We start from the raw sequence: 13,473 nt of genomic DNA on the forward strand, positions 1-13,473 counted from the left end.
TAAAGAAAGTGCGTTTTCAAACGATTAAGTCCTATCTTAAATGATAGGACTTAATCATTATTAACCCACGCTAACCGTTAAACTCCGCCTTCGGTTAGCTTCGTTGGATCGAGAAGTTGAGTTAACTCTTCTCTAGAAAGGTCAGTATTTTCCTCTGCAACATCAATAATGGGACGTTTTTCCCCATAGGCTTGTTTCGCTATTTTAGCCGCTTTTTCATAACCTATTATAGGGTTTAATGCAGTGACTAATATAGGGTTTCTGGTTAACGCTTCTTTTAATTTATCTTCGTTAACAGTGAAGCTCTTTATTGCTTTTTCTGCTAATAAAACACTCACGTTAGACAAAATTTCAATACTCGAAAGTAAGTTATTGGCAACTAAAGGCAGCATAACATTCAGTTCGAAATTACCGGACTGCCCCGCCACAGTTATTGCGGCATCATTACCAATAACTTGTGCACCCGCCATAGCCGCCGCTTCGGGTATTACAGGGTTCACCTTGCCCGGCATAATAGAAGACCCCGGCTGTAACGCTTCTAGCTCTATTTCACCTAGTCCAGCTAATGGTCCTGAATTCATCCAGCGTAAATCGTTGGCTATTTTAATAATAGATACGGCGGTTGCTTTAAGTTGACCAGACAAGGAAACAGCAATGTCTTGAGTACCAATATGAGTAAAGAAGTTGTTTGCCGGCGTAAAAGTAATGCCGCACATATCAGATAGAGTATTGGCAAATTCTTTTGAAAATTCAGGATGTGCATTAATTCCTGTCCCAACAGCGGTTCCGCCTTGAGCCAGGCTTTGAATACTAGCTTGTAGACTTTGAAGGTGTTCGATATTCAACTCTATTTGCGATGCCCACCCTCGCAAGCTTTGGCTTAAACGAACCGGCATAGCATCCATCAAATGGGTACGCCCAGTCTTTATATGATGGTGAACTTCCACCGCTTTCACTTTAATTACTGAAGCTAATGTAAGTAATGCAGGCAGTAGTTTGTCGTTTAACTCTAATGCCGCACTCACATGAATTGTAGTAGGTATTACATCGTTGCTACTTTGACCATAGTTAATATGATCATTCGCACCCACTTTTTCACCGTAAATAGAGCTAGCTAAAGTGGCTAAAACTTCATTGGCATTCATGTTCGAACTAGTGCCCGACCCTGTCTGAAATACATCTACAGGAAAGTGAGACATAAGTTCGTGATCGCTTAATAAGCGATCCGCAGCTGCGCTAATTGCCGCTCCCATTTCTTCGGGAATTTGCTCTAATTTAACATTTGCTTGGGCAGCAGCGCTTTTAATTAATAGTAACGCGCGAATAAAAGGCTCCGGCATTCTGTTTCCACTGACTGGAAAGTTATTAATTGCTCGCTGGGTTTGCGCTCCGTATAACGCATCTTTCGCTACATCTAGCTCACCCATACTGTCTCGTTCAATACGCGTATTCGTCATGTTTAATTCCTAATATCGAAGTCTTTTCATTAAGTAGCCAAACCGGCTTTAACGTAATCACTCATCACCCTGAGCTCATAGTAAAGTTGATTAATTTCATAATTTTGCTGGTCATTACGTGCTAGTTGACGCAGCTTAAACAAGGGCTTGTATATATGGTCAAGACACTGTTGGCGCCAATGTGGAGGTAAGCTTTCATCAGTCAGGGTGTCTAACAGCAAATGAAATTGATTTAAAAAGAAGTGCCACTGTTGCTGATGGCAACATACATTCCCTTCACCACAATTAAGTAATTGTGTGAATAGTTTTGGGTTTTCTACATTTTCAGCATATCTAATTTGTCTATGAAGGGTTTCCATAAGCCTCCCAATACCCTGCTGAATGCTCAATAAATCTCATTAACACAGAACTTATTTTTAATTTACAAGCAAAAAATGTAGGCCCCAATGAGAGGCCTACTAAAAGTAAAATAAACACACACATGTTTAATTTCAGATAGTCTAGGGTAAACTCACCTCAAACACAAATAAAAACAATTACCATTTAGATTAATAAAGGGGTTATTCAAAAAATAAGTAGTAACCGTACCCTGCAATTAACGCAGGTATTGTTGAATAAAACGTCGCGACAATGGCAGCTTTAGGTGCAAGAGCTATAGCAGGAAAAAGTGCATCTCCATCATTACTTATGGCATTGCCAATTTGAGCTGAAAATGGAATTGTATTTTGTAAATACAAGGTAGTTATCAAAATTTGAGGGCCACATCCTGGTAACAAACCTACTGCGATAGCCAAAAGAATAGCTAGTGGGCCTAAACTCTGAAAACTGGCCGCTAAATCAAACCCAGTCCACGTAATTACCAATTCAAAAGTAAGAAACGCGGTCACAACCCAGCTGGTAACAAATTGCGTATCTAGCGCGGCTTTCATAACCCAGTTACTTTTAACATTTAAGTTCTCTTCACTGGTTACCTCTTGATAAGAACTACCAATGGAAGAAATAGACCATAAAAACACAATAAAAAAACACGCTATAGCCCCTGCTTTTTCGACGGTTCCCAACTCAAAACCAAACAGACTATTCGGGTCTACTTGAAATGAAATTAACAAAGCAATAATTAACGTAGGAAAAAGCGCAACTCGCCAAAATTGATAAGACACTAGGCTAGCCTGAGTTTGTAATTTAGAAGGCGTTGAGTAAATTCTATTTGGTGTTGATGTGTCTATTTTTGTAGCGGGACGCATAAAATTTTCTTGATGAATACAATTGGTTATTCCTCCAGACACTACCCCTACCGAAAACCCTAACGCCATCACGACTAAGCCATCAAAGGGCTTTTGTGCGAGTAACAAAAAGGCTGCATCTCCCATGGTGGATGTTAACACCGCAACCACTGAACCAAAGCGCAGGCTACCTCGAGTAAATTGTGTAATAACAACAATCGCTCCCCCGCAACCAGGAAGTGCGCCTAAAAATGCGGAACCGATTAATTCAAACCAAGAGTTGTTTGTAATTACATGTACAGATATTCGGCTTTCCACATAATGCGTAATTAAATAATACAAAGCGAGCGTTGCGGCAACAAATGCCGAGACTTGAAGAAAGGCATCAGACAGCACTGATAATACTATTTTTTGTGTATTAGGTTGAAAGCACAGCACAACCAAAAACGCGGGCAATAACATTCTGCGATACCTAATTTTTAACGACTGGGCAAATACCACACCGTCGTTTCCAATGCGTTTAATATTTAAAATAATCAGTTATCCACTTGGGTTAATTTTGGCGAGCCAAAAACGTTATTTTCAACGTTTAATCAAAGTAAAAAAATCACAATTAACATTTGAAATTGATAATATGATGACAAGATACAAATAAAAACAATTATCATTTAGATATAAATAATATAGTATTTATACAAATACGCAATCGAGACGTTAATTATGCAAGTGACGTATTTAAGTCGACAAAAAGCTCAGTGGATACAACGCCATCCCGTTAGTGCATTGAACTTTTTAATGAATAGTGAACTTGTTGGTGAATTACACGCGACCAACGGAGAGTACAAAGATGCCATTGTGCAATATGGCTGTGCCTTTGAGATTGCGTCTATTTTATTGAAAATATATAAATCAAATACGGGTCCGTTACGCAAAAAGATTGCCTCTTTAGCGCTAACCATTTATCGCCTGTGCATACTTAGCCAAACCAAACATCAGCGCAACAGGGTTATCAAACAAGCAATATTTGACCTGTTCCCAAATCAGCCTTTATTAAACCAATCAAGTATAAATACTGCGCTGGAAGCATTAGCCAGCGAAGCAAAAGAATAAGCATTTGCTCACATTGAGGGCTATTTCTCGTTTGTTATTGATTAATTTGTGATACTTCTGTTAGAATACGCCGCAAATAATAATAACTATCATTTGCGTTTAAATTTAACACTCGAGGATCTATGAATATTTCACTCAACAAAATAACAACAGCGATTTCTTTATCATTAACCTTAGGAATAAGTGCCCCTTTCGCTTTTGCTGCTGACAGCACCGAAATTAGTGTCGAAAGTACTGAAAAAGAAATGGAAAAAGTCACAGTTTATGGCCGTCACAATAGACTTATACTCGAATCAGGCACTGCTACGAAATCTAATTTAAGTTTGCTTGAAACCCCAGCGCCAATAGTTGTTGTTGATGAAATACTTTTGCTCGAACAAGGCCAAAATACCCTTCAAGACGCCATTCGAAATGTGAGTGGTTTAACCCAAAGTGGAAACAACTACGGTATAGGTGACAACTTATCTCTTCGAGGTTTAGGTGTTAACTTTACCATTGATGGCGTATACGCTGGCGCTGATTTAGACAACAACTATAACCCTACTCGCTCGCTGACCAATATTGAAAGTATTGAAGTATTAAAAGGGCCAGCTACCGGCTTATATGGTACTGGCGCTGCTGGGGGGATCATTAATTTAATTGAGAAAAAACCCCAATTTATCCCCTCTTATGAAGCTAGAGCATCAATAGGTAGTTTCGAATCCTATTCCTTATTTTTTGATGCGACGAACAAAATTAATGACGACCTCGCATACAGATTGGTAGTCAACCACGAAGACTCTGAAGGCTATAGAGATAGAAGCTCAGAGCGTTCTGAAATATATGCCTCTTTGCGTTACAAAGCGTCAAAAAACCACGAGTTTATTTTTTCTTCAGCTTATATAGATGATGCAATTCAAATCGACTCTATTGGTGATCCTGTTCGTTTAATAGACTTATCCTTTTTTAATTTAGACCCAGCTACTATCACTGCTGATGATCTGGCCAATGGCCCTATTGCTGATGGTGGGTTGCAACTTACTGACGCCCAGCGTCAAATTCTCGCAGATACAATATTAAGCACAGACGGCGTTCAGCCTTTTGCTTTAGGCGACGACGTAAGCTTAGTGTCTCCACTTAGCACGCCAAACGAAGGGGAAGAATTTAGGTTAAAAATCCGCCATGACGCCGATTTGGGCGCCGACTGGTTTCTTACCCAACAACTACTCTATCGTACTTACGATAGCGACTATATTCGCCAAACAAGTGCTTACAATTACATCTATGTTGAACGTAATGGTGTAACTAACCTAGAGCCAAGAGCGCCATTAGTTATCGATGGTGAACTGTATCCTTATGCTGCCAGAAGACAAGAGTACAGAAATATCACCGCATCTGAAGACACTATTCAGTACTTCTTTGATTTATCAAATAGTTGGGAACTAAACTCTATCGAAGGTGAACACCTAATTACCTTTAACTATGAAAACCGAGATATTAGCTTTCAACAACTCTCTATATGGGATGGTGACGATTCAAGAAGCTTTGCTGTTCCCTACATTTTAGACATTCGCAATCCAAACTTCCCTACGGGTAGTTTTGAAGATTTCATCGACGAAGAAAACGGCGAATCTCTGCGCTCTAAGTACGATAAAACAATACAAGCATGGGGCATTAACTTGCAAGAAGTCGTGCACTTTAATGATGCTTTAATTGGTCGCTTTGCTGTTGCAGTTAGTGGCGTGAAACAAGAGTACACAAATCTAAGGCTAGACGCTGAAGAACGGGAAGAATTCGATTTTGACGATTCTGGTTTTACCTATAACTTAGGTTTGACGTACCGAATTACTGAAGAAATTTCGACATTTGTTAATTTCGCTAAAGGTCGCACGGCGGCAAGTGTGTTGGGCAGCCTTCAAGCTTTTGACAACACTCCTGACACAGAATCAGAGTCTTTCGATTTAGGCGTAAGGTTCACAGCATTAAATGAGCAGTTGTTAGGGTCAATAGTGATATTTGAAACATCAAGAACGAACATCAGACACTCCAACTTTTTGTTTGAAGACAACCCTGATGATCCAGCGTTTAACACTACAGTACCTGAGTTTTTATTTGATGAAAACGACAGTACACAAGGTGTTGAACTTGATTTGAATTTTGATATCAATGAACAATGGGCTATGAACGTGAATGCCACTTATCAAGACCCGATTACAGAGCCAGGCAGTGGCAGAGAAAGCCGTGAAGATGAAGAAACAAAAGGACTTCCAAAGACCTTTGCTCGTGCATGGTTAAGCTACTCAAACAACTTCGGTGTACTTAAAAACCCATTGAAATTAAGTTTAGGTATTAGCTATGAAGACGAAAGAAGTATTGATTCTTCTTCCTTTGGCATAGACCGCGCCTATGTAAATTCATACTCAAAATGGGATGCCGCAGTAAGTTATGAAGGCGACAACTGGAAAGCTCAGCTTAACGTTCGTAACTTAACAGACAAAGACTACTACAGTAATGCATTATTCCTAGGCGGATTGCCTGGTGCAGAGCGCAATGCGGAACTAACCGTAAATTATTTCTTTTAATCATTAAGGTTATAAGTAACATCACAGTATGCCCGTATAATACGGGCATACTTTCCACTAAAGATCATGCTATTTACCATCCGCTAAAATCATTGAAACTATTGAAGTATTTATGGAAGATACACCCGTTTTACACTACCGAATAAAAGACAAAAAAATGAGGGATTCCCAAAAGAGTTACTTGTTTAAGTGCAAACAAGCTTATTCAACAAATTTACAAAAACCATACCCCAAGGTTTCTCCATCCCTACACAAGTAGTTAAACTTTTTATAAAACCCCTCTTTACCTTTTGCCGCAAGTAAACCAACAGTGGCATTGGGTAGAGCGTTTTTTTCTAGATAAGATTCAATATACTGCATAATTTTTGCACCTATCCCCCGCCCCTGATACTCGGGAAGTACAATGACATCTTGAATGTAAAAGTACATGGCTCCATCACCAATTACTCTTCCAGTTGCAATTAAACGCTTACCATCATAATACGAGACCCAAAAAAGACTATTTTGAACACTTCTTGTAGTCGTTTTTCGATCACAATTCCTCCACCCTATACTTTTTCTTATCAACATGAAGTCTTCAATGTTAGGCTGAGAAAAAATTAAATTAAACATATGAGCTTAAATCTCGTGTACCAATTAAACGAAAACACACCATGACGCATGCTAATAGTAATAAATAAATTCAAATAATGAACTATCCTAAGTATAGTAATGACATTAGTTTTTGCTTTATGAAACTAAAACGTTAAAACTTTGCTATCATAGCTATTAATGTCGTTATTCACTCGAGATCGCTGACGAATTATGGACCAAAATAAAGAACTTAAAAAAGCGGGCCTAAAAGTTACACTGCCCCGTTTAAAAATATTAGAAATACTACAAAAACCAGACAACCAGCATATTAGTGCCGAAGACGTATATAAGTTACTAATAGAACAAGGTGAAGAAATTGGTTTAGCAACGGTTTATCGTGTCCTTAACCAATTTGACGATGCCGGCATTCTAAACAGACATCACTTTGAAGGTGGAAAATCTGTCTTTGAAATTAGCCACAAAGCACACCACGACCATTTAGTATGCCTAAAATGCGGTAAAGTGATTGAGTTTGAAGATCCAATCATTGAAGATCGCCAAGAACAAATAGCGAAAAAACACAATATCAAGCTTACTCACCACAGCTTATATTTGTATGGTGAGTGTACCGATGGCGATTGTCAGCCTGATTAATCGTATTTGATTTTAGAGAGAGCAATTATCGCTCTCTCCCATATTTCCCCAGCTTTTCCATCAGCAATAACACGACCATTGACACGGGTTACCGGCGCAATTTCTTTAGTAGAGCTAGTTAACCAAACTTCGTCTGCTGAATACAGAGTCTCTAAATCGAAAAATTGCTCTTCAACCTGTATATCTGTGTGCTCTTGAATTGCTTTAATCACCAACTGCCGCGTAATACCAGGTAGTAATTGATTATCTAAAGGCGCAGTTAAAACCACACCATTTACAACTACAAAAACATTACAGGCACTGGCTTCTGTTACTTCATTGTTACCGTTATACAAAATAGTTTCGCTATAACCACCGTCAGCCCCTTCTTGAAAATGCAGTACATTTCCTAACAGTGAGGTTGATTTAATATGGCAACGACGCCAGCGTAAATCTTGCTCAACTCCCACTTCCAAGCCTTTCACCAATGTTCGATCCTGCACCGGTGGAGAAGCCATTTCGAACATAAACGCAAATTGCGTGGGCGCTATATTTTGTGGAAAACTATGGTGACGCTTGATATCAGCACCGCGAGTAATTTGAATATATAGCCCCTGGTAGGGGCAGTCTTCACTGGTGTTTTTTTCTATAATCTCGGCAATGATAGTGCGTATAGAAAGCAAAGCCTTATCAGTATCAATGCCAATAGCACTTAACCCTGATTGCAAACGTTCAATATGTGCTTCTAAAGCAATGGGCTTACTGTGATGCACAGGAATAACTTCGTAAATGCCATCGCCAAACAAGAACCCTCGGTCCAAGACATTCACTTTAGTCTCTTCAAGTGGAGACCATTGTCCATTTAAATATGCAATATTGTTCATACCTGACTCTCAGTAATTAATCGATTCATTTTTTGTTTTTGCAAACGCATTAGGTTTCGCGCTTGGTAAACGTCAATAGGACTAAAATGTAACTTTTCACCTGGTAAGGCTTGTACCAAACGTGGAATATCCACCGCTGCAACGGCACCAATTTTAGGGTAGCCCCCTAAGGTTTGACGATCTGCCAGCATCACAATGGGTTGTCCGTTAGGCGGAATTTGAATCGCTCCTTTATCAAGTCCTTCAGAGTATAGACTTGTACTGGGTAACGAAAGTGGTTTTCCTTCAAGACGGTACCCCATACGATTACTGTTAGGTGACACTTGATATGTTTGATTAAAAAACTGGGCCAGCACAGCGCCTGACATACTGTTTCCTTGATAACCGACAATCACCCGAAGCGGTTTGTTCAACGAATAATCAGGGCTAGGTAAGCTCACTTCCTCCACATCTTGTTTCGATGTGTTTTTTGACGTATTTGTTGACAACAAGGATTGCCCTTTTTGTAGCGGCTTAATCCCCATCAATGTGTTATCCGTTACGCCAAAACCGCCTTCAATAGCGAAATAATAACGCTGTCCTAACTGCCCATTTTTATTCGGCTTTATTGTAATTTCACTGTTTTTTGCAACAAATAATGAGGCCCAAGCCAATACTTCATTACCATTAACATACACACTGACGTTAGGACCCGTTACCGCTATATAAGTGTCTTGCAAGGCTGTTAAGGTTATTTCGCCTATGCCTTCTAAGGTAAACGACTGTGCACATAATTCATTGCCTAATAATAAATTAGCACAACTAAATGCTTGTTCGTCCATTGGTCCAGCTACCGTTATGCCTTGATGCTGAAAACCGCGATTTCCACTATTTACCAGTAAACTCAATAGGCCAGTATTGTCTAGTTTAACTATTGGCTTCATACCAGGGCATTCCTTCACGTTTTTTATATTCATTGGCGTCGATAACTTCAAAGCCCACCTGTTGCCCAACATCAAAGGGAGACACTTTTTTATACTCAGGCGTCACTAAATTCAAAGGGCAGTAACCAACAATATTCCAACCACCTGGCGATGATGCTGGGTAAATAGCTGTTTGTGCGTCGGCTATGGCGACAGCCCCCTTGGGTACACTAACTCTGGGTGTGTTTTTTCGTGGCACTGCTAATTGTTCAGGAACAAAGCCCATGTAGGCAAACCCTGGTGCAAACCCTACGGCATAAACTTGATAACAAGATGAGCTGTGTAAACCCACCACCTCGTCTTTACTCAATTGAGTACGTTTAGCGATATCGGCTAAATCATTCTCGCTATCAAGAGAATAGCAAATAGGTAGAGTTAACCGGTTGATATCCGTACTTATATCAGTCTTGATCTTTAATGAAGACAACCACTGGAAGACGTCGTGTTGGTCAACATTCATTCCGTCAAAATGCAACATAACACTGTCATAAGAAGGGACAACGTCATACAACCAGTTAGGTCGCTGTTGATTAAAAGCACTTTGGGTAAAGGCTCTGCATACGCTATTTTTTTCGCTGATGTCTCCACTGCGTGCATACAAGATAACTGCACCTTCTCCTACACAGTGAAATTCAAAAAGGTCGTTGGTGTTATTTTTCATTAGGGATCAAAGCTCGTATCGATTTAACCATAGCAATTGCCGAAGGCGAATCACCATGCACACAAATAGAATCTACAGGAAACGGGCTCCCACCACTAATGAAATTTTTCGCTTGGGCAATAGCGTCAGTTTCGCTTAACACAGCATCGGATTGAGAACGAGCCGTCAGTGCTCCTTCTTCGGTATAACGTCTATCAGCAAAGGCTTCAAACCTGAGTTTTATTCCTAACTTTTCAGCTTTTTCTTGAAAGTCTTTATAATTTGGCGTAGCTAAAATCATTAAATCAAGACTATTTGGCAACTTAGACACTGCCTGCAAAACCGTATTGAAGATAGCTTCATCTTTCATCATATCGTTGTATAAGGCGCCATGGGGCTTTATATAACTCACCGCAATTCCATGTATTTTAGCTAACCCTACCAAGGCACTCACCTGATACAAAATGCAGGCTTCAAGTTCTTCCGCTGACATTGCCATACTGCGACGTCCAAAGCCTTGGCGGTCTGGGTATGACGGGTGTGCCCCTACACTGACATTGTGCTGCGCACATAAGGATAACGAGTCCATTAACGTGGTAGGATCACCGCCGTGAAAGCCACAGGCAATGTTTGCTTGGTCAATAAGAGGAATAATAATCCGCTCATCCGTTAAGGTATATACGCTATACCCTTCACCTAAATCACTATTTAATGCTATTTGTTGCACCTATCTCACCGTTTTCATGTGGTTTTTGGTAGTATAACGTTTTAACTCGTTATGCTTAAGCCTTAGGTTTTTATGTTTACTGAAAACACATCTGAATTACACATTGGTTCTATTGTCGAACTATCTATTGAAGAATCTCTTCCTACTGGATATTGGTTGTCAGTAAGCAGCGAGCAACGGTTGTTTTTACCTATAGAAAATTGCCCGCAAGCCACCACGGACAAGGTAAAGGTGTTTATCACTGTTGATAAAAACGGCCAAAAAATCGCAGACGCACAATTACCAAAATCGGAATTGGATAAAGCAACAGTATTAACAGCGAAAGATGCCACCGACACCGGCGCATTTTTTGATTGGGGAACCAGTCGCGACTTATACGTACCGCAAAAATGGCAGGAATCCCCCGTTAATCCGGGTATGGATTACTTGGTTGTGCCTTTTGTTGATGAAAAATCTCAGCGTATTGTAGGCTGCACTAAGCTTAAGCACTTTTACCCTGAAACCAATGAATGGCTAAAACCCAAACAAACTGTTTCTCTACAAGTATTTGCTAAAACTGATTTGGGTTACAAAATGCTCATTGACGAGAGCACACTGGGTTTGTTGTTTCACAGTGACGTACATGTTGCATTGCGTATCGGCGACAAACTACAAGGCAGTATTAAAGAGATTCGAGACGATGGCAAAATAAACTTATCTATTGGCCCACAATCAAAAGACACTCGGAAATCTTTAGCACAAGCCATACTCGACGATTTAGAAGCCCATGATGGCTTATCTACGTTAACAGATAAAAGCTCACCTGAAGAAATATATGAACACTTTAAAGTCAGTAAAGCGGCGTATAAAAAAGCACTGGGTAACCTTTTTAGAAATAAAAAGGTATTGCTTGAGAAAGGTATTGTTAAGTTAAACAAATAACAAATTGTGAAGTGCAAGGTGTAAAAGTCATGTAATAGTGATTCTATTGCTGGCTTTTACAACGCATTAATTCGCACTTCTAGCAGTATTGAGCGCCGTATATTAAACAGCAATTCAGGTTAATTTATGTGTTTGGCGTTAACATCTCCTGACCTGCAACATAGGTTTGCTCAACAGCTCTATCATCACCTAAAATACTCAGCGCAAACAACACATCACTCACTTGCTTTGCGTTTTCATTTCGCAATGCTGATAATTCGTCATAACACGGATTTAGCACAACAAAGTCTGCATAGGTTCCAGGGTTTAAATTACCTATTTCGTGTTCCATACCATGAGCAGCGGCTGCGCCTTGAGTCATCATGTATAACCCGGAAAGCGCATCAACAGGATTTTGTTGTAACTGGCACACTTTATACGCCTCACCATAAGTTCGCAGCATATTAAAACTGGTACCTGCCCCTACATCACTGGCTAGCACAGTGGGAATATCGTATTGATTTGCAGACGCCAAATCGAATAAACCACTGCCTAAAAATAAATTAGAGCTAGGGCAAAAAGCGATACTGGCACCCTTTTCACTTAAGGTTTGCCACGACGACTCGGGCAAGTGAATGCAATGTCCAAATACAGCACGTTCTCTTACTAACCCATAATGATCGTAGACATCTAAATAGGAAGCTCGCTCGGGAAAACGGGCTGCAACAATTTCAATTTCTGTTTTGTTTTCTGACAAATGCGTTTGTATAAACACATCTTTATATTGGCTGGCTAATTCACCTAAAGCACCTAATTGAGCGCCAGTACTTGTCGGCACAAATCGAGGTGTGATTGCATATTTACAACGGCCGTTATTGTGCCAACGGTTAATCAGCATTTCAGACTCTTTTACCGCTAAATCCGCAGTATCACGCAGGTTCTCAGGGCATTCGGCAGCAAAATCCATACAGGTTTTCCCCGTAATCAACGCCATATTTTTACTTTGTGCCGTTGAAAACAAGGCATCAACTGAATGCGCATGAACAGTGGCATAAGCCAAGGCCGTTGTTGTACCATTTTTTAATAACTGGTTTAAGAACACATCGGCTATCTGATTACAGTATGCTGGCTCGGCAAACTTCATTTCTGTTGGAAACGTATAATTTTCCAACCACGCCATTAATTGTTCGCCGTAGCCGGCAATCATTTCTGTTTGTGGAAAATGCACATGGCTGTCGATTAAACCAGGAATAATCAACTTTCCGCGGTAATCATGTACTCTTGCTTGAGGGTAACTATCCTTGATAACACTATAAGTATCGAGGGCCAGAATTTTAGTACCTTCCACCAGCAAACCACCGTCTTCATAATAACAATGTTCTTTGCTTGGTTCTCTTGTTGTAGATGGAAAATGAACAATGCTAGCGCGGTAAATATGCATGTCTGAATTCAACGTTTAACTACCTCGATACGTACTAAAACCATAGGGAGTAACCAAAAGCGGTACGTGATAGTGGGCGTCGTCGCCGGTGATCTCGAATGCAATGTCGACATAAGGATAAAAGCTAGCGCCGTGGTGCGCTAACAAATACTCTTTGCACGCAAAACGCAGTGAATATATGCCTTCAGAAAACTGAATGTCGCCCCACTCGTTGCATCGTCCATCGTCATTAGTAACAGCGGTTACACTTTCTCCATTAGGTGTTGTTAACGTCAAAACCATATTATGGGCTGGTTTGCCCAGTGTAGTATCAAGTACATGGCTAGAAAGTGTATTCATTCCCAAGTTCCTTTAAAAGTGTT

The 13,473-nt window shown here is 40.1% G+C and carries 14 protein-coding genes; 4 read left to right on the forward strand and 10 right to left on the reverse strand.

Features of this window, described 5'->3' with window-relative positions:
• Positions 1-77: 77 nt before the first annotated feature.
• From J3L16_RS08295 to J3L16_RS08305, 3 genes are all read right to left on the reverse strand, one after another.
• Positions 78-1,457, reverse strand: coding sequence for a class II fumarate hydratase (locus tag J3L16_RS08295; RefSeq protein WP_207612504.1), 1,380 nt, complete (start codon positions 1,455-1,457; stop codon positions 78-80).
• A 29-nt stretch (positions 1,458-1,486) separates the two neighbouring features.
• Positions 1,487-1,816 carry a hypothetical protein gene (locus tag J3L16_RS08300; protein ID WP_207612505.1) on the reverse strand — a complete coding sequence of 110 codons (330 nt, stop codon included), beginning with the start codon at positions 1,814-1,816 and terminating at the stop codon, positions 1,487-1,489.
• Positions 1,817-2,017: 201 nt separating this feature from the next.
• Positions 2,018-3,142: a putative manganese transporter gene (locus J3L16_RS08305; protein ID WP_207612506.1), complete on the reverse strand. Its 1,125-nt coding sequence runs from the start codon at positions 3,140-3,142 to the stop codon at positions 2,018-2,020.
• A gap of 258 nt (positions 3,143-3,400) precedes the next feature.
• Here J3L16_RS08305 and J3L16_RS08310 point away from each other — a divergent pair, with 258 nt between their 5' ends.
• Positions 3,401-3,790, forward strand: a complete 390-nt coding sequence (locus J3L16_RS08310; protein ID WP_207612507.1) for a hypothetical protein — start codon at positions 3,401-3,403, stop codon at positions 3,788-3,790.
• Between the two features lie 122 nt (positions 3,791-3,912).
• Complete coding sequence (locus J3L16_RS08315) at positions 3,913-6,351, forward strand: TonB-dependent receptor (RefSeq protein WP_207612508.1); 2,439 nt, start codon at positions 3,913-3,915, stop codon at positions 6,349-6,351.
• A gap of 201 nt (positions 6,352-6,552) precedes the next feature.
• Here J3L16_RS08315 and J3L16_RS08320 read toward each other — a convergent pair whose 3' ends face one another.
• Positions 6,553-6,963 (reverse strand): GNAT family N-acetyltransferase, encoded by a 411-nt coding sequence (locus J3L16_RS08320; RefSeq protein ID WP_207612509.1) that lies wholly within the window; start codon positions 6,961-6,963, stop codon positions 6,553-6,555.
• Between the two features lie 192 nt (positions 6,964-7,155).
• Between J3L16_RS08320 and fur the strand changes: the two genes are divergently transcribed.
• Positions 7,156-7,578 carry a ferric iron uptake transcriptional regulator gene (gene fur / locus J3L16_RS08325; RefSeq protein ID WP_207612510.1) on the forward strand — a complete coding sequence of 141 codons (423 nt, stop codon included), beginning with the start codon at positions 7,156-7,158 and terminating at the stop codon, positions 7,576-7,578.
• On the opposite strand, the gene J3L16_RS08330 is transcribed toward fur, so the two are convergent.
• From J3L16_RS08330 to J3L16_RS08345, 4 genes are read right to left on the reverse strand one after another with little or no spacing between them, the layout of a single operon-like run.
• The gene (locus J3L16_RS08330; protein ID WP_207612511.1) at positions 7,575-8,441 is read right to left on the reverse strand and encodes an aminotransferase class IV; all 867 of its coding nucleotides are present in this window, start codon (positions 8,439-8,441) and stop codon (positions 7,575-7,577) included. The genes fur and J3L16_RS08330 overlap by 4 nt on opposite strands.
• Positions 8,438-9,364, reverse strand: coding sequence for a biotin-dependent carboxyltransferase family protein (locus tag J3L16_RS08335; protein ID WP_207612512.1), 927 nt, complete (start codon positions 9,362-9,364; stop codon positions 8,438-8,440). Before J3L16_RS08335 ends, J3L16_RS08330 begins: the two co-directional genes overlap by 4 nt.
• Positions 9,348-10,064 carry a carboxyltransferase domain-containing protein gene (locus J3L16_RS08340; protein ID WP_207612513.1) on the reverse strand — a complete coding sequence of 239 codons (717 nt, stop codon included), beginning with the start codon at positions 10,062-10,064 and terminating at the stop codon, positions 9,348-9,350. Before J3L16_RS08340 ends, J3L16_RS08335 begins: the two co-directional genes overlap by 17 nt.
• Positions 10,054-10,770 carry a 5-oxoprolinase subunit PxpA gene (locus J3L16_RS08345; RefSeq protein ID WP_347564650.1) on the reverse strand — a complete coding sequence of 239 codons (717 nt, stop codon included), beginning with the start codon at positions 10,768-10,770 and terminating at the stop codon, positions 10,054-10,056. Before J3L16_RS08345 ends, J3L16_RS08340 begins: the two co-directional genes overlap by 11 nt.
• Positions 10,771-10,842: 72 nt before the next feature.
• Between J3L16_RS08345 and J3L16_RS08350 the strand changes: the two genes are divergently transcribed.
• Entirely contained in the window at positions 10,843-11,691 is an 849-nt protein-coding gene (locus J3L16_RS08350) for a S1-like domain-containing RNA-binding protein (RefSeq protein ID WP_207612514.1), read from the forward strand.
• Between the two features lie 124 nt (positions 11,692-11,815).
• Here J3L16_RS08350 and guaD read toward each other — a convergent pair whose 3' ends face one another.
• Positions 11,816-13,111: a guanine deaminase gene (guaD, locus tag J3L16_RS08355; protein WP_207612584.1), complete on the reverse strand. Its 1,296-nt coding sequence runs from the start codon at positions 13,109-13,111 to the stop codon at positions 11,816-11,818.
• A 15-nt stretch (positions 13,112-13,126) separates the two neighbouring features.
• Positions 13,127-13,450: a hydroxyisourate hydrolase gene (uraH, locus tag J3L16_RS08360; protein ID WP_207612515.1), complete on the reverse strand. Its 324-nt coding sequence runs from the start codon at positions 13,448-13,450 to the stop codon at positions 13,127-13,129.
• Between the last annotated feature and the right edge of the window lie 23 nt (positions 13,451-13,473).

The organism is Alteromonas sp. 5E99-2, from assembly GCF_017368475.1.
In the GTDB taxonomy this organism is placed as follows: Bacteria; Pseudomonadota; Gammaproteobacteria; order Enterobacterales; family Alteromonadaceae; genus Alteromonas_F.